Source organism: Flavobacterium branchiophilum NBRC 15030 = ATCC 35035 (assembly GCF_002217205.1).
Lineage (GTDB): Bacteria > Bacteroidota > Bacteroidia > Flavobacteriales > Flavobacteriaceae > Flavobacterium > Flavobacterium branchiophilum.
In genome coordinates this window covers 17511-43091 of the sequence record NZ_MUGT01000015.1, presented here as the reverse complement: position 1 = coordinate 43091, position 25581 = coordinate 17511, and the positions used below count along the sequence as shown (strand labels likewise).

The window sequence follows — 25581 nt, the reverse complement described above, 5'->3', positions numbered from 1 at the left end:
AAAAAAAAAAAAAAAAAATAGAGAAAAATATTTGGTTTGTATATTTTTTTGTTTTAAGTTTGTAATTAAATAATGAATCAGAAGTACAAAGATATACATATAACAGAATATTTCGCATTATGAAGATGTGATGTTTTAAAAAAACGTATTATATGCTATATAATATACCAGAATAAATTAAAAAAGTAAAAAATGACTAAATTCACAATTTTTTTATGGCTATTTGTATTACCATTTGGAGTTTTGGCACAAGTAAAAATCAGTGGACAAATAACAGACTCACAAAACCAACCTCTTGAGTTATTAGAAGTGCAACTGCAAAACAATCAAGCCCATATAACCCATAGCGATTTGTCAGACAGCAAGGGCAACTTTAGCCTCACAACACCCAAAGGCACATATACTTTGTTGATAAAACATCTGGGCAAAGTACTGAAAGAACAAACAATAAATGCCTCTCAAGACGTTAATTTAGGCATTATTATCCTAAATGACACCCCACAACAACTGCAAGAAGTAGTTGTAAACTCCAAAAAGAAACTCATCGAACGCAAAGTAGATAGGCTAGTTTTCAATGTCGAAAACAGCATTTCAGCCTCTGGCGGCGATGCTATTGATGCTCTAAAGTCTACTCCAAATATTAGAGTTCAAAATGATGCAATTAGTATGATTGGTAAAAATAATTTAGCTGTTATGATTGATGATAAAATAATTCAACTTGCTGGTGATGATTTGATAAATTTCTTGAAAACAATACCCTCGGATAATATAAAAGCCATTGAAGTTATTACAACCCCTCCAGCAAAATATGAAGCTAAAGGAAATGGAGGACTGATTAATATTAAATTAAAAAAAGCAAAAAAAGATAGTTGGAGTGCTAATATGAGAGGTACTTACACGCAAACAACCTACCCCGCAGGAAGTGTTGGTGGAGGATTTAATTATGATAAAAAGAAAATATCCATTAGTTCAGATTTAGGTATAACAAACGGTTCTATAAGCCCAACATATAACACAACATTTTTTTACCCTAGTCAAACTTGGCAAGAAGAAAACACGAACAGAAATTATTATGATATAGTTAGAGGAAGATTGGGGGTTAATTATAAATTTTCAGAAAAATTTAATATCGGACTTCAATATATAGGAAGTAATAATAACAAGAATAACAAAGAAAAAGATTTTTCAACAATAAAAAATAATTCGTTAAGCACTATTGACTCATTAATTATCAGCAGTGCAGAGAATAAAATAAAAAATAATATTAATGCCGTTGATATTTATACAATATACAAACTTGATACAATTGGCAGAAAAATTTCAACAAATTTTAACTATTTAGTATTTGATGATAACCAAGACCGAATATTTAGTTCAAATAACCTCTACCAAAACCAAACGATAATACCAAACTCATACTATTCTGCAAATAATATTTCAGAACAAAATATAACAAATTATTCAGCAAAAATTGATGTTGATTTCCCAACTAAATTTATAGACTTAACTTTTGGTGGCAAAATTTCATTTACAAAAAACAATACTGATTTAGCACTTTATAATCTCACAACAGGAAATCAAGTATTTGACCCATTACAAAGTAATAAATTTGTTTATAAAGAAAACACGGAAGCTTTATATATTTCGGGAAGTAAAAAGCTAGGAGAAAAATGGGAAAGTCAATTAGGTTTACGATTAGAAACTACACAAACAGAGGGTAACTCCATTACATTAAACCAAACAAACAAAAATAATTATTCAAAATTATTTCCAACATTCTATTTGTCTTACGCACCGAATGAAAACAATTCATTGTCATTCAGCTATGGCAAACGATTAGATAGACCTTATTTTGAATTCCTAAATCCTTTTAGGATTTATAATAACAAATATCAATATTCTGAAGGAAACCCTTTTTTACAACCTAGTTACAGCAATAATTTAGAAATTAATTACACTTATAAAAGTAATTGGAATAATAGATTATATTATTCTAAAATTTCAAATGGTACAGGAGGGATTATTTTCATTAACCCATTAGATGGTATACAAGCCAATATTATTTTAAATTACTTAAACTCGGAAAATTTTGGTCTTTCAGAATCGTACACAATTAGTCATAAAGAATGGTTTCAAAGTTATAATAGTTTTGATATTTTTTATTCCAATTCAAAATCATCTGTTTCTTATATAAATTCAAATATAACAGGTGTTAATTATAATCTAACTACAAACAATAATTTTATTTTCAATAAAGAAAAAACAGTTTTGTTTGCATTAAACTACTCCTATAATTTTAAAGGAGTTTCAGGAGTCGATAAAATATCCGCATACAGTCAGCTTGATGCGTCCTTAAAATTTTTGTTTTTAAATAAAAAATGGAGCTTAGCAATTATAGGAAACGACATTTTAAAGACCAGTATAATTACCCAAACATCTATAACCAATAATTATCCAATTATTTATAGAAACTATGAAGATATACGATTTTTAAGAATATCTGTAGTTTATAAATTGGGCAATAAAGATATTAAAACTACTCAAATAGAGGGAAGCAACGAAGAAGAGAAAAATAGATTAAAAAAATAGCTTGCAAGCAAAAGACCAACGAGGGTATAAAAATAGTAAGTAAAATTTCTGGTGTCGTTAAAAGTTTACCAATTGTTTAACCCATAAAAAAATGAAAACATGGAAAATAAAAAATTCAATGCAAAAGATTTTTTGAATGTTAGCACTTTATCACCGCTAGAATCTGCAGAGATTTTAGGAGGTATGGCTGACAAAGTTGTTACAACTACTGTTGAAGTAAAAGTAACGGTTTCTGTTTCAATCATCACTTCTTCAGGAGAGTAGTAAAATTAGCCGTGAGTGTTTTGCTCACGGCTTTTTAATCAAAAACAAAATATAAACTATATTTTAATGGAAAATAAAAATATAACACAAGAAATAAAATCATTCTCCACTGCTTGGTGGGAATATTTTTTAGAAGAGAGTGAAAACTTCACAAAAACAAACGTCTTTAAAGACGTAATTTCAAAAGACGATGTAAGTTTATTAAATGGTGAAATCATCAAAATTTTGCAAGAAATTTATACTCACAAAACCAACCAATATGGTTTTAGAGTTTATCTTGACGGTAAAGAGCAAGATAATACATATATGTCAAAACTTTTTGAAACACCACCAACCGAAAATGAAACTATTGAAGATTATACTAAACGAATTTTTGCTCATCAAAAATTCGGTATGATACTTAATAGAACTGAAAAGTTTTCAGAAAAAATGGCTCACGATATTTTATTAAAAATCCAACCATTATTAGACAAAGTTGGAATTCCTCTAACTGGTTTAAGTGCACATATTCTAATAGGCAACTACGGCTGGACACCTTTAGGAATCCATCAAGATACAAGAGGCGACAATGTTATTCATTTTCATTTAGGTCCTGGCCCGAAAATAATGTATAACTGGGAAGAAGAGAAATACAAAGAACTGACAGGCAAAAAAGACAACAATAAAGACATAGAACCTCTTTTACCTTTCGCAGATGAATATCCTTTTGAAACAGGAGATTTATATTTTATGCCTTGGAACAAATATCATATTGGTTTTTCTGACGAGTTGTCTGTGGGTTTAACTATTTGGTTTAATAATCCAACAAAAAAAACATTTACTTCAAGAATATTAGACACAATTCATTTACAATATTTAAATGATGATAAAGAAATATTAAATCCTGATAAAAATACTTCAATTGACACATCTTTTAATGATATTGAATCTGTTATTAATTTAGATGAAAATTTAAAGAAATTATCATTTATGGAGTTAATGAAACATCTACATAAACAGTATAAATGGGCAATTATTAGTAATGGCGGCTGGTCAAATATTCCTATATCATTAAAAGATAAAATGAAATATGATGTAGATCAATATGAGGTATTAGAAAACAAGAAGGTTATTACACCATATCCTTTTAAAACCTATTATGAAAAAATGGAGGAAGAGCTTATTATTTTTGCAAGAGGATATAAAGTTAAAATTAAATATCATAATGAGTTAATAACGATAATAGAAAAATTAAATCAAAATAAAGAGGAAAGTGTGAATGAGTTATTAAAAGTATTAACTCAAGATTGGCCTATTGAAGCTGGTCTATACTTTTTATCGCTCCTTTATGACAAAAGAGCAATTAACATCATTTAAAATATCTAAAATTTAATAAAAAATGAAAAAATATATATTTATAATACTTATGTCTGTGGTATCAAATTTTGGTCTTGCACAATCGAAAACAATTACCCAAAGCAATACTAAATCTTCTGAAAGTTATAATTATACTTCGACATTTGATAAATCAAAAACCATAGAAATATTGAATTATCTGAAATCTGAAATTGGAATGAATTTTACTAATTCAAATGGAAAATTTGTCTGGAAAAAAATTAGTGATTTGGAAACAAAAAACGATACAACATTTGTAAAATTAGAGTCTGGTAAAATTGAAATAAATTACCAAAACAATAACAATCTTTTAAATCAAACAATTATTGAAAAATTAAAAAAAACATCCGACTCAATAAAAGTAATGATAAATTAGATGAAATTTATTCCTCAATATAATATTATGGATTGTGGCCCAGCTTGTTTAGCAATGATTGCAAATAAGTATGGTAAAAACTATACATTAAAATATTTAAGAGAACAATCCTTTCTAACAAGAGAGGGCGTTTCTTTATTAGGTATTAGCGAGGCCGCTCAAAACATAGGATTTGAAACAATTACAACCAAGATAAATTTAGAACAACTATTAGATTTACCAAGACCTTGCATATTACATTGGAGACAAAATCATTTTGTAGTTTTAGAAAAAATAAAAGGGTCAAAGAAAAATAAAAAAAACAAGATGTCTTTATTTAAAAAAGACTTCATGTTTAAAATTGCAGACCCATCCTATGGTTTTCTTTATTTTAAAGAAGTTGATTTTTTGAGTAATTGGATAAGTGATGATAATAAAGGTGTTGCATTATTTCTTAATCCAACAGATATTTTTTACAAATTATCTCCGCCAATAGAAAAAAAAATAAATATTAAATATTTATCTGATTTATTAATACAACATAAAAAACAATTTTTATGGATGTTTTTATGTTTACTATTTGGTAATTTAATAAACATAGCTTTTCCATTCTTAACTCAAAATTTAATAGATAAGGGGGTTACAAATAAAAACTTATCAATCATTCAATTAATTCTTTTCTCACAAATTAGTTTGTTTTTGGGTTCAATGACAGTTGAAATAATTAGAAACTGGATAGTATTACAAGTTGGGACAAAAATAAGCATTACTATAATTTCCGACTTCTTAAAAAAATTATTACAATTACCTATCAAGTTTTTTGACACAAAAATAATAGGAGATTTTATACAAAGAATCCAAGATAATGAACGAATTGAAAGTTTTTTAACCTCACAAAGTTTGGTTACCATTTTTTCAATTATTTCTTTTTGTATCTTTTTTATTATTTTAGGGTATTATAACTACACAATCTTATTCATCTATCTATTTTTAACGAGTGTAGCTGTTTTTTGGTCCGTTTATTTTCTAAAAAAAAGAAGCATACTTGATTTTTATAAATTTCAATTAAAAAGTGAAAATCAAAGTGCTATTTACGAAATTATAAATGGTGTAACCGAAATGAAACTTAACCAATTTCAAGATTATAAAAATAAAGAGTGGCAAAAAATTCAAGATAAATTATTAAAAATAAATACTCGTGTACTTAAATTATATCAATTTCAAATAGGTGGTTTTGAAATAATAAATCAAATCAAAAACATAATTGTAACCTATATAGCAGCTACCTGCGTAATTAAAGGAAAAATGACATTAGGCGAACTTATGGCAATTTCATTTATTTTAGGGCAAATGATTTCTCCACTAAATAGCATAACAACTTTTTTCTATTCTTTTCAAGATGCAAAATTAAGTTTAGAAAGATTGTCAGAGGTACAAAATCATGAAGACGAAGAAAATGAAAAATTAGTTCCCTTATCAAAAATTAATTCAACCAGTCAAAATGGAATAGATTTCCAAAATTTGTCCTTTCAATACGAAGGGCCAAAATCTCCATTTGTACTAAAAGATATTAATTTCACAATTCCCGATGGAAAAATAACCGCAATAGTTGGGGCAAGCGGAAGCGGAAAAACAACATTAATGAAATTACTGTTAAAATTTTATGAGCCCACACAAGGAGAATTGTTTTTTAATTCCGAAAACATCAACCACATTTCGCCCAAAAGTTTGCGTAAAAATTGTGGTGTAGTCATGCAAGACGGTTTCATTTTCTCTGATACAATCGAAAGAAATATTGCCACAGGCGATGAAAACATCAATAAAGAAAAACTACTAAACGCTGTAAAAATAGCCAATATTGAAGGTTTTATAAACACATTACCATTGGGTTATAATACCAAAATTGGAGCATCGGGCAACGGCATTTCAGGCGGTCAAAAGCAAAGGATTCTTATTGCAAGAGCGGTTTATAAAAACCCACATTACATCTTTTTTGACGAAGCCACATCGGCACTTGATGCCGAAAACGAAAAAATCATACACGATAATTTGCAACAGTTTTTTAAAGGAAAAACCGTTCTAATAATTGCCCATCGTTTAAGCACCGTTAAAAATGCCGACCAAATTATAGTACTCAAAAATGGAGAAATTGCAGAAATAGGCAACCACCAACAGCTTGTTCAAAATAAAGCCGATTATTTCAATTTAGTAAAAAATCAATTAGAATTGGGAAGTTAATGCCGTTTGGTATAAAAAAAAATCTTTGTCAAAGTGCTACACTTTGACAAAGACATCAGTAAAAATTGCGGTGTTACGACACCAAATTATTTTTTAGATTTCAATTTATCAGTACCCACAAGTTGGTTGTACAAGGCTGTGTTGGCAACTAATTTTTCTAATTGTTTGCCATTTATCGAAGCCTGAATTTTTGCAGCAACCACTTGGCTCATAATGTTTTTACGATCGTCTGAAGCTTCTGGATTGTTCATCAACTCTTCTTTCATTAAAAACAAATTTTTGAACTCTTCAATTCTGTTTTCGTCCAAATTCAAAAACTTTACCATCGTAACGGCTTGATTTTTAGCTAATTGTTCGTTGGTGGCTTTGTTTTCTTGTGCAAAAGCCCCCATCGAAAAAGCCATAAATAATGTAAAAGCAGCTATTATTTTTTTCATAATATATTTTTTTAGTGAAATAATTAATCAAAATTAAAAAATATTTCATTAAAATCAAAATTTATTTTTTATTTCTCCATCATGGCTTCTTTTTTTTCGTGACCACGGTCTCGTTTTTCGGCTTTAAAAGCTTCTCTTTTGTCTTTTCTTTCAGCTTTTATTTTTTCAAATTTGGCCCATTGGTCTGCGTTCAAAATAGTTTTCAATTGTTGGTCTGCGGCATCTCTTTCTGCTTGCATTTGGTCTCTCATGGCTTTTCTTTCGGCTTTTTTGGCTTCCATTATTTTGGCTCTTTCGTCCATCATTGCCGCTCTTTTTTTGCCTTGCTCTGCCATCAATTGCCTTACTTGGTCTTGTTGTTTGGTGTCCAAATTCAAGTCTTTTGTTAGCCTTTTCAACCGCATTTCGTCTCTTTCTTCAGGAGACATTTGCTCCATATCACCTTTTTCTGGTCGGTGTTTTCTTTCTTGTGCAAAACCTGTTGTCCCAACAAGGATCATTGCTAATAAAACGATTTTTTTCATTATTTAAGTATTAATTAAAATTTATAGACATAGGACAATCAATAGTTTAAGAAGTTTAATCCTTAACAAAATTTTGTGAGTTAGTCGTTTTATTAATCAGACATTTTTATACCTGGCTATCCCTAATAGTTAATTTTTTCAAAAAGCCTTTTGTTAAAAAATTTAAAATAAAAAAAAATGTTTATATTTGAAACAAAAAATAAACATTTTGTTATGAATTTTCAAGACCATATCAAACAAGGTATTCCTTCTAGTTTGCCCAATCCAAAACCTTTTGATGCAACTATCAACCATGCTCCAAAAAGGAAAGACATTTTAACTGATCAAGAAAAAAAGTTGGCTCTTCGCAATGCCCTTCGTTATTTTGATGCCCAACATCATGCCGAGTTATTACCCGAATTTAAGGCCGAATTAGATCAATTTGGACGGATATATATGTACCGTTTTCGACCAGATTATCCAATGTATGCCCGACCAATTTCAGAATATCCAGGTCAATCTCTTCAAGCAAAGGCCATTATGCTAATGATTCAAAACAATTTGGATAATGCCGTTGCCCAACACCCCCACGAGTTGATTACTTATGGTGGCAATGGAGCTGTTTTTCAAAATTGGGCTCAGTATTTGCTTACTATGCAATACCTATCTGAAATGACAGACCAACAAACGCTTGTCATGTATTCGGGGCATCCAATGGGACTTTTCCCATCGCATATTGATGCTCCACGGGTTGTGGTTACAAACGGGATGGTAATTCCAAACTACTCAAAACCAGACGATTGGGAACGAATGAATGCTCTAGGTGTGTCGCAATATGGTCAAATGACAGCGGGAAGTTATATGTACATTGGCCCTCAAGGCATAGTACATGGCACCACAATTACGGTTTTAAATGGTTTCAGAAAAATTAAAAAATCACCAAAAGGCGGTTTATTTGTAACCTCTGGACTTGGCGGCATGTCTGGAGCACAACCAAAAGCTGGAAATATTGCGGGCTGTGTTACCATTTGTGCCGAGGTAAATCCAAAAATTACCAACATTAGGCATACTCAAGGTTGGATAAACGAAATAATTTCCGATTTGGACCAGCTCGTAGTTCGGGTTCGATTGGCTTTACAAAACCACGAATCGGTTTCTATTGCTTACCTTGGAAATGTGGTAGAAGTTTGGGAAAAATTAGATGCAGAAAATATACCTATCGATTTAGGTTCCGACCAAACATCGTTGCACAACCCTTGGGCAGGAGGCTATTATCCCGTAGGAATTTCTTTTGAAGAGGCCAACGAAATGATGGCCAACGAACCCGAAAAGTTCAAACAAGCCGTACAACTTTCTCTTTGCCGTCATGCCGAAGCTATAAACAAACATACTGCAAAAGGAACTTATTTTTTTGATTATGGAAACGCCTTTTTGCTCGAAGCCTCCAGAGCAGGAGCCAACGTAATGGCACACAATAATATAGATTTTAAATACCCTAGCTATGTGCAGGACATTATGGGGCCCATGTGTTTTGACTATGGTTTTGGCCCTTTCAGATGGGTTTGTACCTCGGGCGACCCTTCTGATTTAGACAAAACAGATGCTATTGCCTGTCAGGTTTTGGAAAGCATGATGGCCAATGCACCCCAAGAAATCCAACAGCAAATGGCCGATAACATCCAATGGATTAAAGGAGCAAGCAACAACAAATTGGTTGTTGGTTCACAGGCCAGAATCCTTTATGCCGATGCCGAAGGTCGTATAAAAATAGCCGAAGCATTTAACCAAGCTATTGCTCGTGGCGACATTGGTTATATTGTTTTGGGGAGGGATCACCATGATGTATCTGGTACAGATTCGCCTTACAGAGAAACCTCAAATATTTACGATGGCTCTCGTTATACCGCCGACATGGCCATTCAAAACGTTATTGGCGACAGCTTTAGAGGGGCCACATGGGTGTCTATACACAATGGTGGTGGAGTAGGATGGGGCGAAGTTATCAATGGGGGCTTTGGTATGTTGCTCGACGGTACTCCCGAAGCTTCCCGTAAACTAGAAAACATGCTTTTTTGGGATGTAAACAACGGCATTGCTCGTAGAAACTGGGCCAGAAACGAAGGGGCTATTTTTGCCATCAAACGGGCTATGCAACAACAGCCGTTGCTCAAAGTTACACTTCCAAATATAGTAGCCGAAGATATTTTGAATTTGTAATAGTGGGGTTAAACATTTAATTATTATTTTTGTAAAATCATATTTCAATTCATAAACCCAATAACATGACTGATAAAATTCAAATTATTCTGAAGCAATCTGAAGGCGAAAAGAAGAACAAAAAAATGGAAGACATTGCCAAAAAAAGTCTCAAAATAGAAAAATTAAAAGCAGATAATGAAAAATTATTGGATAAAATTATCTATTTAAAAAACCTTTTTAATGATGTTGCAAAAGATAAAGTAACCACTTTTTTAGCAATCAAGGAACAACATATTGAGTTTTTAATTGATAACACATCAGAAGATCTTTTTTCTGAAGATGAAATGGAAATAGTATTAGAAATTATTCAAAATGATTTGAGTTTTATAGAAAATTTTGGTGGTGTTTCTGATAAATTAAGAGAAAAAACTACGGTATTTTTTCAACAATTATTGATAAATCAAGAACAAGAAAACGAAGACCTTAATAGAATAGCTTTCGAAATGATGATGGAACAAATGGGTTTAGATGTGGATCCAGATGATTTTGATTGTAATGACTTTAATTCGCCAGAATTTAAACAAAAAATTTACGAAAAAATAAAAGAAAAAGCCGCTTTTGAAACCCAACAAGCAGCACAGGAAAAGGTTGAAAAAACAGATATTGATTTTCAAAAATTGTATAAAAAATTAGCCAAAATAGTGCATCCTGATTTATGCAAGTCTGATGAAGATAAACTAGCAAAAGAAAGTTTGATGAAAAGCTTAACCACAGCTTGGGAAAACAGAGATTATTATGAAATTTTATCACTTTGGATCATGATTGACCCAGAAAATACAGTGGGGTTGACATTAAATGAAAAAAATCAAAAAAATATTATCAAACAATTAAACGAAAAAATCAATCTTTTGGAAGTTGAAAATTGGAAAATTAAAAACAATTATGAAGACACGTCTTTTTATTATCAAAATTTTTATGCGATAAAAGAACAAACAATTTTAAACAAAATCAAGAAATTTAATATTAAATTAGAAGAAAATGCTGAAATAACACTACAATTATTAAAAAAATATAAATTAAAAAATGGATTTACCAAAGCCATAAAAGCCAAATTGAAAGAAAAGAAACGGCAAATGCAATTATACGATTTGGATTTTGACGAATTAATAAGCTTTTTCAACAACAGAGAGTATTAAAACAATAAGGTTATATTCTAATTATTAACAGCATTTTGCGTTAGGGATAGTAGTGGAAATTCTTTAGAAGTCCCTTGCCCCCAAAGTGGCAATGTCATTAAGTAATATAGACACTGTTTTGTCATACCGACGAAGGAGGAATCGCATTAGTTGTTCTAGTTATGTGATTTAGCTTCGCTGAACTAACGTTTCTCCCTTTGGTCGAAATGACAAAATAATACTTAACCTAATGACATTACACAAAAAAAGGGAAGGAGTATTGCACAAATACAGCTTCTGAATGGGTGTCAAAAAAGTTTGAAACGGATAGCCCGACCCTTGTAGGAATCCCCAAAACAGGCTTCATCTAATTTGCTGTACTAATTAGAATATAACTAAAAATAACAAGGGTAGTCATTTTTTAGCCTTGTTGTTTTTGTTACCAACTTTTTTCATAAAGATTTTGAAAATAGGACAATTTATTCAGGAGAAAAATATTTTGCCAAACCAATGAGGTTGATACCAATGATTTAATTGTTTTACTTTCAAAAGAAAGTAAAAAATAAAAAAAACGTATTCCTATTTAAGAGCCATTCAAGAAGAATTCAATATTGATATTTGGAACATTGTTCCATAAAATTAAAACCATTAAAAACCCTACTCACCCCTAGTAGGATTTCCCAGTGTAGCTACTCCTCCTTCGGGGGATGGGGGGCTTGGGATAGGGGGCTGATATGAAAATAGCCATCATCATGGGAAGCATCTCGGATATGCCCGTAATGCAAGACGCCATCGACATTTTAAAAGAATTTGGAATCGAAACGGAAGTCGACATTGTTTCGGCACACCGAACGCCCGAAAAATTATTTGATTTCAGTAAAAACGCACATACAAGAGGCATTTCTGTCATTATTGCAGGGGCTGGTGGTGCAGCACATTTGCCAGGGATGGTCGCCTCCATGAGTCCGTTGCCCGTAATCGGAGTACCCGTAAAATCTAGCAATTCTATCGATGGATGGGATTCTGTTTTATCCATTTTGCAAATGCCAGGCGGTGTTCCTGTGGCTACCGTAGCACTTAATGGTGCAAAAAATGCGGGCATTTTAGCCGCACAAATTATTGGAAGTCAAAATAATAGAGTTTTAGATAAAATAATTTTGTACAAAGAAACATTAAAAGAATCCGTAATAAAGGCATCAAAAAGTTTAAAATAAAAAAAGTCCCTAAAATTAATTAGGGACTTCCTGAAAATCTATTAATAATGAAATTAAAATATCTTTTATTTGGGTGTAAAAAAAATAATTTCAAAATTAATTTAAAAAAAAATAATAAATAAAATAATTCGGTACAAATATAAAAAGTTTTATCTATTAAACAACAATTTAATGACTTTTTTTTGAAAAATAATAAAAAAAATGAAAATGACGCCAATAACTTTTCCATATCAAACTAAATTTGACAGTACTCCATTTTCTAAAATAGCAATTGACGACTTTAAACCGTTGTTTTTACAAGCTATTGAGGAAGCAAAAGCCGAAATAGAGGCAATTTTGAATCAAAATGAAAGCCCTAGTTTTCAGAATACGATAGAAGCATTGGAATTTTCGGGTGCCAAATTAGAACGTATTTCAAGTCTTTTTTTCAACCTTAATGCAGCAGAAACGTCCGATGCCTTGCAACAATTGGCCCAAGAAATAGCACCTTTATTAACAGCGTTTAGTAATGATATCACTTTAAATGTACAATTGTTTGAAAAAATCAAAACCGTTTACAGCCAAATCAATCAATTAAACCTAAATTCAGAGCAACTGACACTTTTGAATAGCAAATACAAAAATTTTGTAAGAAATGGAGCTTTGTTAAACGAAGATCAAAAATCAAAACTACGTGAAATTGATACTCAATTGGCTTCATTGAAATTGACTTTTGGCGAAAATGTATTGGCGGAAACCAACAATTATATGCTGCATATTACAAATGTCGAGGATTTAAAAGGCTTGCCCGAAGGAGTAATCGAAGCAGCCCAGGCTGAAGCAAAAGCAAAAAATGTTGTGGGATGGGTCTTTACATTAGACCATCCAAGTTATATTCCATTTGTAACCTATTCTGAAAATAGACAGTTGCGAAAAGAAATTACGATTGCAGCAGGCCAAAAAGCTTTTCAAAACAACCCATTTGATAATCAAAAAATTACGTTACAAATTGCCAATTTACGTTTTGAAAGGGCCCAATTATTAGGGTATCAATCACATGCTGATTTTGTTTTGGAAGAAAGAATGGCTAAAAATCCTAATACAGTCATTACTTTTCTTAATGATTTGGTACTAAAAGCAAAACCTGCTGCCCAAAAAGAGTTTGAAGCATTATCTCAATTTGCTTTGGAATTAGACGGTATTCAAACCCTCGAAAAATGGGATGGTGCTTATTATTCTGAAAAATTGAAACAAAAATTATTTCAATTAGACGACGAAATGTTGAAACCTTATTTCAAGCTCGATAATGTTTTACAAGGTGCATTTACCATTGCCCAAAAATTATACGGAATACAATTTGTAGAAATATTCGATATAGAAAAATACCATCAAGATGTAATTACTTATAAAGTTGTCGATCAAAATGACAATTTTGTAGCTTTATTTTATGCAGATTTTTTCCCAAGAAAAGGCAAACGAAATGGTGCTTGGATGACTTCTTTTAAAAGTCAAATGATTCAAAACCATTTCAACGAAAGACCTCACATTTCAAATGTTTGCAATTTTACAAAACCTACCGATACCAAACCGTCATTGCTGACTTTCAACGAGGTAACGACTCTTTTTCATGAATTTGGACATGGATTACATGGTATTTTAGCCAATACCACCTATCCGAGCTTGTCTGGAACATCTGTATATTGGGATTTTGTAGAATTGCCTAGTCAAATCATGGAGAATTGGTGCTATGAACCAGAAGCTTTAAGCCTATTTGCAAAACATTATCAATCAGGCGAAGTGATTCCTCAAGAATATATCGAAAAAATTAAAGAAAGTGCCAGTTTTCAACAAGGATTGGCCACCATGCGTCAGTTAAGTTTTGGATTGTTGGACATGGCTTTTCATGCCAATGATCCGTCCAAAATTCAAGATATTAAAGCATTTGAAAAAACAGTATTTGATCCATTAACATTTTATCCAGATGTAGATGAAAACTGCATGAGCGTGTCTTTTTCACACATTTTTCAAGGAGGCTATTCCTCGGGTTATTATAGCTACAAATGGGCAGAGGTTTTAGATGCCGATGCGTTTGAATTTTTTAAAGAAAATGGTATTTTTAATCCAAAAATAGCACAATTATTTAAAGATCATGTACTTTCGCAGGGTGGAACGCAGCATCCAATGGACTTGTACAAAAAATTTAGAGGACAAGAACCAAAACCCGAAGCTCTTTTGAAAAGAGCAGGACTAATCTAATACTAAAATCGGCTAAATTCTAATTAAAAAAGCAAATAGGCTAAACATCTTTTGGGTGTTACCACAAGGCTCGAGCTATCCGTTTCAAACAACGTTCATTGAACTCCAAAAGACATATAATATTGTGAAAAAATCTTTTTTGATTACCACATTCAGAAACTATATTCGTGCAAGACAACACCCCTTTTGGGGGCTGGGGGGGGGCTAAAAGGATTTCCAATGCTATCCCTATAAAATGCCAAATTAAAATAGAATTTAGTCCTAAAAAAAAAAATATGATTTCAAAATCATCAATAGAAACCGTGTTTGAAACTGCTCGAATAGAGGAGGTAATTGGCGATTTCGTAAATTTAAAACGGGCTGGTTCCAATTTAAAAGGATTGAGCCCTTTTTCAGACGAACGTTCGCCATCTTTTATGGTGTCGCCAGTCAAACAAATTTGGAAAGATTTTAGTTCAGGCAAAGGGGGCAATGCTGTCACCTTTTTGATGGAACACGAACATTTTACATATCCAGAAGCCATCAGGTATTTAGCCAAAAAGTACAATATCGAATTGGAAGAAACCGTACAATCGGACGATGATAAAATGAAATTTGACGCTAAAGAAAGTATGTATTTAGTATCTGAATTTGCAAAAAAATATTTTCAAAATACATTATTAAACCTCGAAGAAGGTAAGGCAATTGGTTTAACTTATTTCAAAGAAAGGGGTTTTACACTCGAAACCATCAAAAAATTTAATCTTGGGTATTCTCCCGAAACTTGGGATGCCTTTACTAAAGAAGCTCTAGGACAAGGCTACAAATTGGACTTTTTGATTAGCACAGGCCTATCCATTCCAAAAGACGACAGACCTTTTGATAGATTTAAAGGCAGAGTCATGTTTCCTATAGAAAGTATGTCGGGCAGAACATTAGGTTTTGGCGGTAGAATTTTGACAAATGACAAAAAAGCTGCCAAATATTTAAACTCACCAGAAAGCGAAATATATCATAAATCAAAAGTTTTGTATGGTATTTTTCAGGCAAAACAAGCCATTTCTAAGCAAAATAATTGTTATTTAGTCGAAGGATATACAGATGTTATTCAATTTCATCAATCGGGTATTGAAAATGTTGTAGCCTCATCGGGTACGGCATTAACACCCGATCAAATCCGATTAATTAACCGTTTAACCAAAAATATTACGGTACTTTTTGATGGTGATGCTGCTGGATTAAGGGCCTCGATTAGAGGTATCGACCTGATTTTAGAAGAAGGTATGAATGTCAAAGTATGTACTTTTCCTGATGGAGAAGATCCAGATAGTTTTGCAAAAAAAAATACTTATGACGTTTTAACTTCTTATTTAGAAAAAAACGCAAAAGATTTCATTCAATTTAAAGCTTCGTTATTGATGGATGAAGCACAAAACGACCCCATCAAAAAGGCGGATTTGATTAGGGATATGGTCGTTAGTATTTCTAAAATACCAGATCGTATCCAACGAGAAATTTATATCCAAGAGTGTTCTAGAATTATGGATATTTCTGAACAAGTATTGCAAAATACTTTGGCACAAATGTTTCAAAAAAACCTATCAGATGATCAAAAAAAACAAATCAAAAACACCAAAACATTTGAAGTTCAAAAAGCCACTCCAGTGGTACAAGAATCCAAAGTTGATTTATTGCATCAGTTAGAAAAATCTATTATAGGGATATTATTGCTTTATGGAAATGAAAAAATTGAATACGACAATGTTTTTTTAAAAATTGACGAAACAGGAAAAGAAAAATGGATAGTCGAAAAAATTGAAAACAAAATATTTGAAATCATTTATATGAACCTTCAGGAAGATGAAGTAGCCTTTTCAAATGATATTTTCAGAGGAATTTATGAAGATTTGGTTGGGATTTATCTTAGAAATGAACAATTGGATTCAAAAAATTATATACACACGGTTCAGCCAGCATATTCGCAAGTATTAACAGATTTGTTAATGGACGATGAAAAATACCAGTTACATGGCTGGTTTGACAAAAAACAAGTTGTAGTAAAAGACAAGCACAATGAAGAAGTTTTGCAAAGATTAGTTACAGATACTATAATTGCATACAGAGAACACTTGATAACACAGGTTAATACAGAATTAATACAAGAGGTATTAAATCCAAAAATCATAGACAAAACCGAAATTTTATCTATGATTAATGAATATAATAAGCTAAAAGTTACCATAACTCGCCGCATTGGAAGAATGCGAACAAGTAATTAAACTATTTTTAAATCTTTAGCTTTGTGTACCAAATCAACTAAATTGGTAACATCTAATTTTTGCAACAAACGCAATTTGTATGTACCAATAGTTTTTTCGTTAAGGTCTAGAATTTGAGCAATCTCTTTGTTTTTCTTACCTGCACTGAAATAACGTAAAACTTCTATTTCGCGAGTTGATAATTTTTTGAATAATCTTTCGCTTTTTGGAGTTTTTGCATTAGTTTCAATCGTTTCAAGGATATCATCGCTAACGAAGATTTCCCCTTGAGCCACTCTGATAATTGCATTTCTTAATTTTTCGATAGGCTCTGTTTTTGAAACATACCCTTTAACACCAATTTTCAAAGCATTTGGAGCATACATGTTTTCTGAAAGAGCACTGTAGATAACCACTTTAATTTGTGGATCGTCTTTCAACATAGCTTTGATTTCCAAAATACTTGACAAATCATGAATGTTCAAATCAATTACAAGTACATTGTAATCGAATTGTGTTATTGCAGCTTTTGCTTCTGCAAATGAATTAACATTGGCTACCAAAGTAACATCAATGCTGTCTTTAAAATACGCCTTAGTTGCATAATGCACTATAGGAAAATTGTCGGCAATACAAACTTTAATCATAGTATTATCATTTAATTATTAATAAGTAGAATTTGATTACAAATGTAAATAATAAAATATTACTAAACAAATTTTTATCGTTAAAAAGTTAAAAAAAAACGATTAAAGTCTAAAAACGGGAATTTCTCTCATTTTATGTTTGTTAGTAGTATTTAATTTCTTATAAATTTCCAAAACTTTTTGTTCTCTTTCTGTGAGTATTTCTTTATTATTATTGTTTTCAATGAACAACATAGCCCACTCAAGTTCCTCATAAGTAGCTCCAAGCTGTTGCTCATCGGTTCTTTCGTCTCCAAAAAGGCCATCTGTTGGGGCTGCTTTTTGTATTTTTTCATCGATTCCTAAATATGATGCCAATTCGTAAACGTCTGATTTCATTAAATCGGCAATCGGACTTAAATCCACACCACCATCTCCATATTTTGTAAAAAAGCCAACACCAAAATCTTCAACTTTGTTGCCCGTACCAGCAACCAATAATCCATAGATACCTGCATAATAATACAAAGTTGTCATTCTTAACCTAGATCTTGAATTGGCTAATGCTAATTGTTGTTTGTCATCGGCCACTTCTTGATGCACTTGATTTTTAAATGTTTCAAAAACGGGTGTCAAATCTGCCAACTTTGAGGAAACATTTGAAAACCTATTTTTTAAATCGTCAATATGTTTTTTGCCTCTACTCACCTGGTTGGGGTCTTGGTGGATGGGCATTTCTACACACAATACTTCCAATCCTGTTTGTGCACATAATGTAGAGGTAACGGCAGAATCAATACCACCCGAAATGCCAACTACAAATCCGTTCATTTTTGCATTCGTTGCATAGTCTTTCAACCATGCTACTATATTTTTATTGACTAATTCAATATTTAATTTACTCTTTTTTGTCATAATGTTTTATTTTTTAAAAATTCGCTTTGTATATTTGCAAAAATAATCATTTGTTTATCAGCTTCCTTAATATAGGATTACAAAGCTTATTTTATATATAAAAGTTCTGTTCAGACAATAACTTTTTTAAGGCAAAAAGACTTTTTGATACATAATTATATTGATTAGTATTAAAAAGAAAATTAATTATAGTACAAATTAACAAAAAAATAAATTAATAAAACAAATTTTTATTTAAAATAATGAAAAAAATATTTTTTTTAATTGCATTGGCATTATTTCTTAATTCATGTAATCATAAATCAAAAGACGAAAAAGACATTGAAAAAACGGTTGTAAACATTAAGATTACTCGTTTTGATAAATTATTTTTTGAATCAAAACCCTCAAATTTGACTAAATTAAAACTTGAATTTCCTTATTTTTTCCCAGCCGGAAATCCTGATACCGTTTGGACTAATAAAATGACAAATCCACTTTGGCAAGAACTTTATAAGGAAGTGCAAAAAAAATATCCCAATACAGATAAATTGCAATCGGATATTGAAAATGTAGTACAACATATAAAATATTATTATCCTAAATCGCAAAATCCAAAAGTAATTACACTTATTTCTGAAATGGATTACAATTTTAAAACAATATATGCGGATAGTATTATACTTGTTCCGCTTGAATTGTATTTAGGCAAAGACCATCGCTTTTACCAAAATGAATTTCCTGATTATATCAAACAAAATTTTGAACCACAGCGCATTCCTGCCGATTTAGTTGAGAATTTTGCCATTCAAAAAATAGCACCACCATCCAACAAAGATTTGCTATCCTATATGATATATGCTGGAAAAATATTGTATATGAAAGACAAATTTTTGCCCAATATGACAGACGAAGACAAAATGGGATATAAAAAAGAACAAATCAATTGGTGTTTGGAAAACGAAAACTATATTTGGCGGTTTTTTATAGACAATAATTTATTATATGACACCGATCCAAAATTGGCCCCTCGATTTGTAAATCCTGCCCCATTTTCTAAATTTTATTTAGAAATAGACAACGAATCGCCTGGTAGTGTAGGTGCTTGGATAGGCTGGCAAATCGTAAGGTCTTATATGGAAAATAACGATACCAAACTAACTGACGTCATGGCAATGGATGCCAAAGCTATTTTTGAAAAATCTAAATATAAACCCAAAAAATAATGAACGATTCAAATACTTCCGAAATAAAATTTTTAATTGATTTAGACGAAAACAGAGTACCCGAAAAATTGTTTTGGACAGCCCGAGACGGCGGTGTTTCTATGGAAGAGTCAAAAGCTATCATGCTATCTATTTGGGATAGTAAGGCAAAAGAGTCGTTGCGAATAGACCTTTGGACAAAAGATATGCCAGTGGACGAAATGAAAATGTTTTTTCATCAAACTCTTGTGGCTATGTCCGACACCTTTCAACGTGCTACTGGCGACGAAAAAATGGCGGCTACAATGAAAGATTTTTGTGATTATTTTGCAGAAAAATTACAATTATAAATTTACTATTACACCTATATATTATTGAAAATCTAAACCCAATTGTATGGCGTTGTCGGATTTTAATTTAAAACTTTTTCGATGATAGGGCGATAAACCATATTTGGCTATGGCTTCTCGGTGGTCTTTTGTTGGGTATCCTTTGTTTTTATCCCAATGATACATCGGATATTCTTCGTGTATCACATTCATATAATCATCACGATAAGTTTTGGCCAAAATAGAAGCCGCAGCAATACTCAAATAGTTTGCATCACCTTTTATAATACTCGAAAAAGGAATGTTGTTATAGTGTCTCATGCCATTTTCATCCATGGGACTTTTGATTAAAGGCCTATTGCCATCTACTATAATATATATAGGTTGTGGCTCTAATTTGTCTATACAAGTTCTCATGGCCAATAAAGAAGCGTTCAAAATATTGATTTCGTCAATAATGTTTGGTTCAATATGAGTAACTGCATGAGCAACAGCCAGTTTTTCGATAATAGGTCTCAAAAAAAATCGATTTTTTTCCGACATTTGTTTGGAATCATTCATTTTAGACCAATAAGTTGTATCCAAATCAGCCTCAATATCCAAAGATATATTGGGATTAATCACTGCGGCAGCCGTAACAGGCCCAGCCAAGCACCCCCTTCCAGCTTCATCTGTGCCAGCTTCAAGTATTATGGAGTAATAATGGGATTTGAGCATTGGAAAATAGAATATTTGGCAAAAATAGATAATAAATTTTAAACAATTATTAAAAACTATAACCTTATAAAAAAATATTATTTCAAAAAAACACAAAAAAGAGTGTTAATATTTGGTTAATTAAGAAATAATTAAGAAGTTTGCATAATACTAACTCAAATAAAAAAAGTATGAGATCAAAATTCAAATGGATTTATACGCTATTGTTAGCGTTGGCAATGCAGTTTTCGTTTGCACAAGAGAAAACTGTTACGGGTGTAGTGTCTGATGCTACGGGTACATTACCTGGTGCAAATGTTGTAGTTCAAGGAACTAAAAACAGCACACAAACAGATTTAGATGGGAAATATACTATTAAAGTCAAACAAGGCGATGTTTTAGTTTTTTCTTATGTTGGAATGAACAATTCAACTGTTAAAGTTGGTGCTTCAAACAATTATAATGTAAAATTAGCCTCTGGTAAGGAATTAGAGACTGTTGTAGTAACAGGATCATTAGGTATTAAGAAAAAGAAAGATGAAGTAACAAATTCATTTACTGTAATTTCAGCTAAAGAAATGGGAGCTGCAGCTAATCCAAATGCAATAAGAAGTTTGACTGGAAAAGTTGCGGGTTTACAAATTAATAATGTATCTAATGGAGTTAATGGTAATACCACCGTTAAATTAAGAACACCAATATCATTTTCGACTTCTGGCGATGCTTTAATTATAATTGATGGTGTACCTTCAAATGCACAAAATTTTGCTTCAATGCCTCCTTCGATGATAGAAAGCGTGAATGTTATAAAGGGTGCACAAGGTGCTGCAATTTATGGAGAATTAGGTGTTGGAGGAGTAATAGTTGTAACAACAAAGAAAGCCATAAAGGGAGAAAAAGTTTCAGTTGAATATAATTCTGCAGTTGATTTTGAAACAATTTCTTTTGTCCCTAAAAAACAATTAAAATATGGTCAAGGATGGAGTGGTGCATGGGATCAAGTTGAAAATGGCGGATGGGGAGAATTGTTTGATGGTTCAATAAGACCAGTCGGATTACTTCAACCAAATGGTACATATATTCAAGCACCATATACTGGAATTAAAGACAATTTGAAACAATTCTATAAATCTGGGAGTATTATACAAAATGGAGTTACAATTAGAATGGGGTCTGAAAATGCTTATGCTAATTTTAGTGCTGATAATCAATTGAGAGATTTTGTTGTTAAAGGAGACAATTTTAAAAGAAGTAATTTTTTATTTAAAGGTGGTGTAAGTGGCAAAAGATGGTCAGTAGATGGACAATTTAATTATAGAACATCTAAAACTAATCAATCTAATGCAGGAACAACACTTTTGGAATTACAACAAGGTGCTGCTAATATTCCAATAGGATTATTTGATAATGGTGACGGTCAAGCAGGTTGGACAGTATATTATAATAATCCATTTTGGAGAAGGGATAATAATAGATTAGAAGAAAATATAGATTTTTATAATACAGCAGCAAATATATCATTTAAGGTTAATAAAAATTTAACATTAAAATATAATGCTGGAATTAGAAATACAATAAATAAACAAATTTCTTATCAAAATGAACTCATTGAAACTATACCAGAAGGTGTTGGTTCTATAGGGCAAGTATCAAGTTTTTATCAATTCGTTCAAAATTCACGAAATTTTTATGGCGATTTAATGTTAGATTTAAAATATGATTTAGCAGAGAATTTATCATTTAGTGGTTTGATAGGTCATAATATGATAAAAAACACTTCAAATACTATATCTCAAGGGGGACAAAATTTAGATATACCAGGATGGTATCATATTCAAAACGTTTTGAGTCCAGATTCGCCTAGTAGTTTGGTGAACTCTGTTTCAGAATATACTTCAACTGCTGAATTTGCTAATTTAGATTTTTCATTTAAAGATTATTTATTTTTTAATTTGACGGGTAGATATGAACATGTTTCTCAATTATTACCAGGAAATAGAGATTATTTTTACCCTTCTGCGGGAGTTTCTTTTATGCCAACAAAATGGAAAGATTTAACATCAACAAAAATAAGTTATTTGAAAATTTTTGCTAACTATACAAGTGTCGGAAATACACAAGCAGTTTCAAATTATAGAGTTTTAAATTATGGTTCATTAGGTACAGGATTTCCTTATGCAAACACCGGTAATTCATTTAATGATCAATATTCATATGTAGATCCAAATATTAAACCTGAATACTATAAAACAATAGAAGCAGGATTTGTTTTAGGGATGTTTGATGATAAAGTTACATTAGATTTTGCAGCATTTAAAACGGATACAAAAAATGCCATAAGTAGTGTATCTACATCTTCATCAACAGGAAATCTAACTAAATTAGCCAATGTTGGTAGTATAGCAACAAAAGGATTGGAAGCGAGTTTAACCTTCGCACCTTTTAAAAGAGATAATTTTAATTGGACAACAAGTGTAAATTTTTCAACATACAGGAATGAAGTAGTAAGTTTAGAAGGTTCTAATAAAACGGTTACTTTGTATAATGTAAACGATGCAGCAAATTCAAATATAAATGGTGCAATTGTTGCTACAGTAGGACAACCTTTTCCTTTCTTACAAGGATCAGATTGGTTAAGAGACGACCAAGGAAGAGTAATTATAAATGCTACAACAGGATTACCTTCAGTTAATCCAGTTCAACAAAATTTGGGTAAAGTAACACCAGATTATACATTGGGATTAACAAATAATTTTAATTATAAAGGTTTTGGTTTATCATTTACTATGGATTATAGAAAAGGAGGTAAATTATTTTCTGAAACTATATATAATATGACATGGTCTGGACATTTAGAGGAAACTGCAGATTATGATAGAAATCAAGGTTTTATATATCCAAATTCTGTTCTTTCTACTACAGGACAACCAAATACTACAGTATATACGGCTTCTGGTTATGGTTCAAACGGAAGTATTGCTTATGCTAATACATTGGCTGGGTTAGGTGCTCATAACGTTGTAGATGCAACTGCTTTTAAATTAAGAGAAGTTTCATTAAGTTATTCATTACCAGCTAAATATACTGAAAAGTTAGGCTTAACTAGTTTAAAATTTAGTATAAATGCTAGAAATCCGATTATTATTTTAGCTAGTAATAATAAGGGTTATACTGATCCAGAAGCATCTAGCGTTTATGATGCAACAACTACCAATGCTGCAAAAAGAGCAACAAGTGCTGCTAACACAAACGCCGCTGCTTCAGGATTTTCACAAGTAGCACAATATCCATCTACAAGAACATTTGGTTTTGCATTAAATGTGGGATTTTAATAAAATATAAAACAGAACAATATGAAAAAAATATTTTTATCATTAATTGCAGTAACTACACTTTTTTCTTGCGAAAATTATTTAGATCAACCTAATAAGGATTTTTCAAACAATCCTTTGATTGATAAAATTAATCCAGCACAACGATTAGCTGCTGCTCAATTGAATTTACTTAATACGGAGGTCATTTCAATGAATTCGTACGGTAACAAAATGAGTTATACGTATGGATTGAATTCAGGTTTTACATCATCAGATGTTGCATATAATTTTAATTATACTTCTGGTTCTTATGACTTTTTATGGGAAGATACATATCTTTATACAGATAATATGCAAGATATTATTGATGTTGAAAATGCTTATCCTAATTTTTCTAATCATGTAGCTATAGCTAAAATAATGAAAGTTCAAGGAATGGAGAAAATAATTAACTTGTATGGTGATGCTCCATATTCTCAAGCTTTTAATACGGCAATTAGTCAACCAGCTTATGATGATGATAAAGTAATCTTTAAAAATTTATTATTATTATTAGATAATGCTAGAACACAGATAAATAATGCTACCGCAGATGCAATTGTTCCTCAAGGAGAAGATATTGTGTTTAATGGTGATATGAATAAATGGATTAAATATGCCAATACAATAGAATTAAGAATGTTGTTAAAACTTTCAAATACAACAGATGCAACTTTAATAGCTCTGAGAAATTCTAGATTTGCAGCTTTAGAGTTGAATTTTATTGATTCAGATGTAACATTTAATCCAGGTTTTACAGGTGCAACTTCTGCTCAATCTAATCCGTTATTTAGAGTATATGGTACGAATGTAGCACAAACTGCTTGGACTTCATCAAATAGAGCAAATGCAGCTGGTGATTTTATTGCAAAAGTATTAAACGGTACACTTTCTTCAACTGATTTAGTTACAACAGGAGTAGTAGATCCTAGACGTCCAAGAATGTTTTCATTAGTTGGTGGTGTTGTTTCTGGTGCTATACAAGGAACAGAAACTTCAGTTGCAAAATCTAGGTTACATAATTTTGTACATGGATATTGGGGTGCTGCTACAAGTGATTGGTATGCAAATGGAACAGGTAGAAATGCTTATGCTATGTTAGCAGCTGAATCGTATTTCCTTCAAGCAGAAGCTGTTCAAAGAGGTTATATAGCAGGCAATGCTCAAACACTGTTTAATCAAGGTATTACAGCTTCTTTTAATTTTTATAGTACTGGATTTGGTGACTTTACATTATCTGCTTTGAATGCAGCATCTTATATTGCAACTACTAATTCAAAACAAGGCTTAGGATGGTCTGGAAGTACTGATAAAATTAATGCAATTATGACTCAGAAATGGTTAGCATTATCGCAATGGACAGGTATTGAACCTTATTTTGATCATCTACGTACAGGTTACCCTAAATTTCCAGTACCACAGGGTGTTTCTCAGACGAAGCGACCAAATCGTTTAATATATCCAACAAGTGAATATTCTTCAAATTCAACAAACGTACCAACAGTATTACAAAGTGATTTATTCACTGTAAATTCAAAAACTCCTTTTTATTTACAGTAATAGTGAATTGGTTCTACCAAAAAGACCTTCAATTATTGAAGGTCTTTTTTTTTTAAGTTTTTTTTAAGTAATTTAAAAAATATAATTATATTTGTAAC

At 31.4% G+C, this 25581-nt stretch carries 19 protein-coding genes; 14 read left to right on the top strand and 5 right to left on the bottom strand.

What is annotated here, in order from left to right; genetic code table 11:
• Positions 1-192: 192 nt before the first annotated feature.
• From B0A58_RS02385 to B0A58_RS02370, 5 genes are all read left to right on the top strand, one after another.
• Positions 193-2589 (top strand): outer membrane beta-barrel family protein, encoded by a 2397-nt coding sequence (locus B0A58_RS02385; protein ID WP_089079723.1) that lies wholly within the window; start codon positions 193-195, stop codon positions 2587-2589.
• Positions 2590-2688: 99 nt separating this feature from the next.
• Complete coding sequence (locus B0A58_RS16355) at positions 2689-2853, top strand: hypothetical protein (protein WP_165766278.1); 165 nt, start codon at positions 2689-2691, stop codon at positions 2851-2853.
• A 66-nt stretch (positions 2854-2919) separates the two neighbouring features.
• Entirely contained in the window at positions 2920-4209 is a 1290-nt protein-coding gene (locus B0A58_RS02380) for a hypothetical protein (protein WP_089079722.1), read from the top strand.
• Positions 4210-4231: 22 nt separating this feature from the next.
• The gene (locus B0A58_RS02375) at positions 4232-4603 is read left to right on the top strand and encodes a hypothetical protein (RefSeq protein ID WP_133063056.1); all 372 of its coding nucleotides are present in this window, start codon (positions 4232-4234) and stop codon (positions 4601-4603) included.
• Positions 4604-6820 (top strand): peptidase domain-containing ABC transporter, encoded by a 2217-nt coding sequence (locus B0A58_RS02370; RefSeq protein WP_089079720.1) that lies wholly within the window; start codon positions 4604-4606, stop codon positions 6818-6820.
• 86 nt (positions 6821-6906) lie between these two features.
• Here the strand turns inward: B0A58_RS02370 and B0A58_RS02365 are convergent, their stop codons facing one another.
• Both B0A58_RS02365 and B0A58_RS02360 read right to left on the bottom strand, forming a co-directional pair.
• On the bottom strand, positions 6907-7257 hold the full coding sequence (locus B0A58_RS02365; protein ID WP_014084837.1) for a hypothetical protein: 351 nt from the start codon (positions 7255-7257) through the stop codon (positions 6907-6909).
• 68 nt (positions 7258-7325) lie between these two features.
• Positions 7326-7781 (bottom strand): hypothetical protein, encoded by a 456-nt coding sequence (locus B0A58_RS02360; protein ID WP_089079719.1) that lies wholly within the window; start codon positions 7779-7781, stop codon positions 7326-7328.
• 213 nt (positions 7782-7994) lie between these two features.
• On the opposite strand from B0A58_RS02360, the gene B0A58_RS02355 reads away from it, so the two are divergent.
• From B0A58_RS02355 to dnaG, 5 genes are all read left to right on the top strand, one after another.
• Entirely contained in the window at positions 7995-9977 is a 1983-nt protein-coding gene (locus tag B0A58_RS02355; RefSeq protein ID WP_089079725.1) for a urocanate hydratase, read from the top strand.
• A 65-nt stretch (positions 9978-10042) separates the two neighbouring features.
• A complete protein-coding gene (locus tag B0A58_RS02350; protein WP_089079718.1) occupies positions 10043-11155 on the top strand; it encodes a hypothetical protein in 1113 nt (370 codons plus the stop codon).
• A gap of 713 nt (positions 11156-11868) precedes the next feature.
• Complete coding sequence (gene purE, locus B0A58_RS02345) at positions 11869-12348, top strand: 5-(carboxyamino)imidazole ribonucleotide mutase (RefSeq protein WP_014084833.1); 480 nt, start codon at positions 11869-11871, stop codon at positions 12346-12348.
• Between the two features lie 207 nt (positions 12349-12555).
• Positions 12556-14583, top strand: a complete 2028-nt coding sequence (locus B0A58_RS02335; protein WP_089079716.1) for a M3 family metallopeptidase — start codon at positions 12556-12558, stop codon at positions 14581-14583.
• 275 nt (positions 14584-14858) lie between these two features.
• Entirely contained in the window at positions 14859-16841 is a 1983-nt protein-coding gene (gene dnaG, locus B0A58_RS02330; protein WP_089079724.1) for a DNA primase, read from the top strand.
• On the opposite strand, the gene B0A58_RS02325 is transcribed toward dnaG, so the two are convergent.
• Complete coding sequence (locus B0A58_RS02325) at positions 16838-17467, bottom strand: LuxR C-terminal-related transcriptional regulator (protein ID WP_014084830.1); 630 nt, start codon at positions 17465-17467, stop codon at positions 16838-16840. The two genes, dnaG and B0A58_RS02325, sit on opposite strands and share 4 nt — an antisense overlap.
• A gap of 102 nt (positions 17468-17569) precedes the next feature.
• Complete coding sequence (nadE, locus tag B0A58_RS02320; RefSeq protein ID WP_089079715.1) at positions 17570-18361, bottom strand: NAD(+) synthase; 792 nt, start codon at positions 18359-18361, stop codon at positions 17570-17572.
• Positions 18362-18603: 242 nt separating this feature from the next.
• Here nadE and gldB point away from each other — a divergent pair, with 242 nt between their 5' ends.
• Together gldB and gldC are read left to right on the top strand one after the other, a co-directional pair.
• Positions 18604-19566, top strand: a complete 963-nt coding sequence (gene gldB / locus B0A58_RS02315) for a gliding motility lipoprotein GldB (protein WP_014084828.1) — start codon at positions 18604-18606, stop codon at positions 19564-19566.
• Positions 19566-19895: a gliding motility protein GldC gene (gene gldC, locus B0A58_RS02310; RefSeq protein WP_089079714.1), complete on the top strand. Its 330-nt coding sequence runs from the start codon at positions 19566-19568 to the stop codon at positions 19893-19895. Before gldB ends, gldC begins: the two co-directional genes overlap by 1 nt.
• 21 nt (positions 19896-19916) lie before the next feature.
• Here the strand turns inward: gldC and B0A58_RS02305 are convergent, their stop codons facing one another.
• A complete protein-coding gene (locus tag B0A58_RS02305; RefSeq protein WP_089079713.1) occupies positions 19917-20591 on the bottom strand; it encodes a ribonuclease HII in 675 nt (224 codons plus the stop codon).
• A 170-nt stretch (positions 20592-20761) separates the two neighbouring features.
• On the opposite strand from B0A58_RS02305, the gene B0A58_RS02300 reads away from it, so the two are divergent.
• Both B0A58_RS02300 and B0A58_RS02295 read left to right on the top strand, forming a co-directional pair.
• A complete protein-coding gene (locus tag B0A58_RS02300) occupies positions 20762-23902 on the top strand; it encodes a SusC/RagA family TonB-linked outer membrane protein (RefSeq protein ID WP_089079712.1) in 3141 nt (1046 codons plus the stop codon).
• A 21-nt stretch (positions 23903-23923) separates the two neighbouring features.
• Positions 23924-25483 (top strand): SusD/RagB family nutrient-binding outer membrane lipoprotein, encoded by a 1560-nt coding sequence (locus tag B0A58_RS02295; protein WP_089079711.1) that lies wholly within the window; start codon positions 23924-23926, stop codon positions 25481-25483.
• The last annotated feature ends 98 nt before the right edge of the window (positions 25484-25581 follow it).

Excerpts from the sequence above, each read along its gene's own strand:
- dnaG (WP_089079724.1), top strand. The coding sequence starts at position 14,859 with ATGATTTCAAAATCATCAATAGAAACCGTGTTTGAAACTGCTCGAATA.
- B0A58_RS02370 (WP_089079720.1), top strand. The coding sequence starts at position 4,604 with ATGAAATTTATTCCTCAATATAATATTATGGATTGTGGCCCAGCTTGT.
- B0A58_RS02375 (WP_133063056.1), top strand. The coding sequence starts at position 4,232 with ATGAAAAAATATATATTTATAATACTTATGTCTGTGGTATCAAATTTT.
- B0A58_RS02385 (WP_089079723.1), top strand. The coding sequence starts at position 193 with ATGACTAAATTCACAATTTTTTTATGGCTATTTGTATTACCATTTGGA.
- B0A58_RS02325 (WP_014084830.1), bottom strand. The coding sequence starts at position 17,467 with ATGATTAAAGTTTGTATTGCCGACAATTTTCCTATAGTGCATTATGCA.
- B0A58_RS16355 (WP_165766278.1), top strand. The coding sequence starts at position 2,689 with ATGGAAAATAAAAAATTCAATGCAAAAGATTTTTTGAATGTTAGCACT.
- B0A58_RS02350 (WP_089079718.1), top strand. The coding sequence starts at position 10,043 with ATGACTGATAAAATTCAAATTATTCTGAAGCAATCTGAAGGCGAAAAG.
- B0A58_RS02335 (WP_089079716.1), top strand. The coding sequence starts at position 12,556 with ATGACGCCAATAACTTTTCCATATCAAACTAAATTTGACAGTACTCCA.
- B0A58_RS02360 (WP_089079719.1), bottom strand. The coding sequence starts at position 7,781 with ATGAAAAAAATCGTTTTATTAGCAATGATCCTTGTTGGGACAACAGGT.
- B0A58_RS02305 (WP_089079713.1), bottom strand. The coding sequence starts at position 20,591 with ATGCTCAAATCCCATTATTACTCCATAATACTTGAAGCTGGCACAGAT.
- B0A58_RS02365 (WP_014084837.1), bottom strand. The coding sequence starts at position 7,257 with ATGAAAAAAATAATAGCTGCTTTTACATTATTTATGGCTTTTTCGATG.
- gldB (WP_014084828.1), top strand. The coding sequence starts at position 18,604 with ATGAAAAAAATATTTTTTTTAATTGCATTGGCATTATTTCTTAATTCA.
- B0A58_RS02295 (WP_089079711.1), top strand. The coding sequence starts at position 23,924 with ATGAAAAAAATATTTTTATCATTAATTGCAGTAACTACACTTTTTTCT.
- gldC (WP_089079714.1), top strand. The coding sequence starts at position 19,566 with ATGAACGATTCAAATACTTCCGAAATAAAATTTTTAATTGATTTAGAC.
- nadE (WP_089079715.1), bottom strand. The coding sequence starts at position 18,361 with ATGACAAAAAAGAGTAAATTAAATATTGAATTAGTCAATAAAAATATA.
- B0A58_RS02355 (WP_089079725.1), top strand. The coding sequence starts at position 7,995 with ATGAATTTTCAAGACCATATCAAACAAGGTATTCCTTCTAGTTTGCCC.
- purE (WP_014084833.1), top strand. The coding sequence starts at position 11,869 with ATGAAAATAGCCATCATCATGGGAAGCATCTCGGATATGCCCGTAATG.
- B0A58_RS02300 (WP_089079712.1), top strand. The coding sequence starts at position 20,762 with ATGAGATCAAAATTCAAATGGATTTATACGCTATTGTTAGCGTTGGCA.
- B0A58_RS02380 (WP_089079722.1), top strand. The coding sequence starts at position 2,920 with ATGGAAAATAAAAATATAACACAAGAAATAAAATCATTCTCCACTGCT.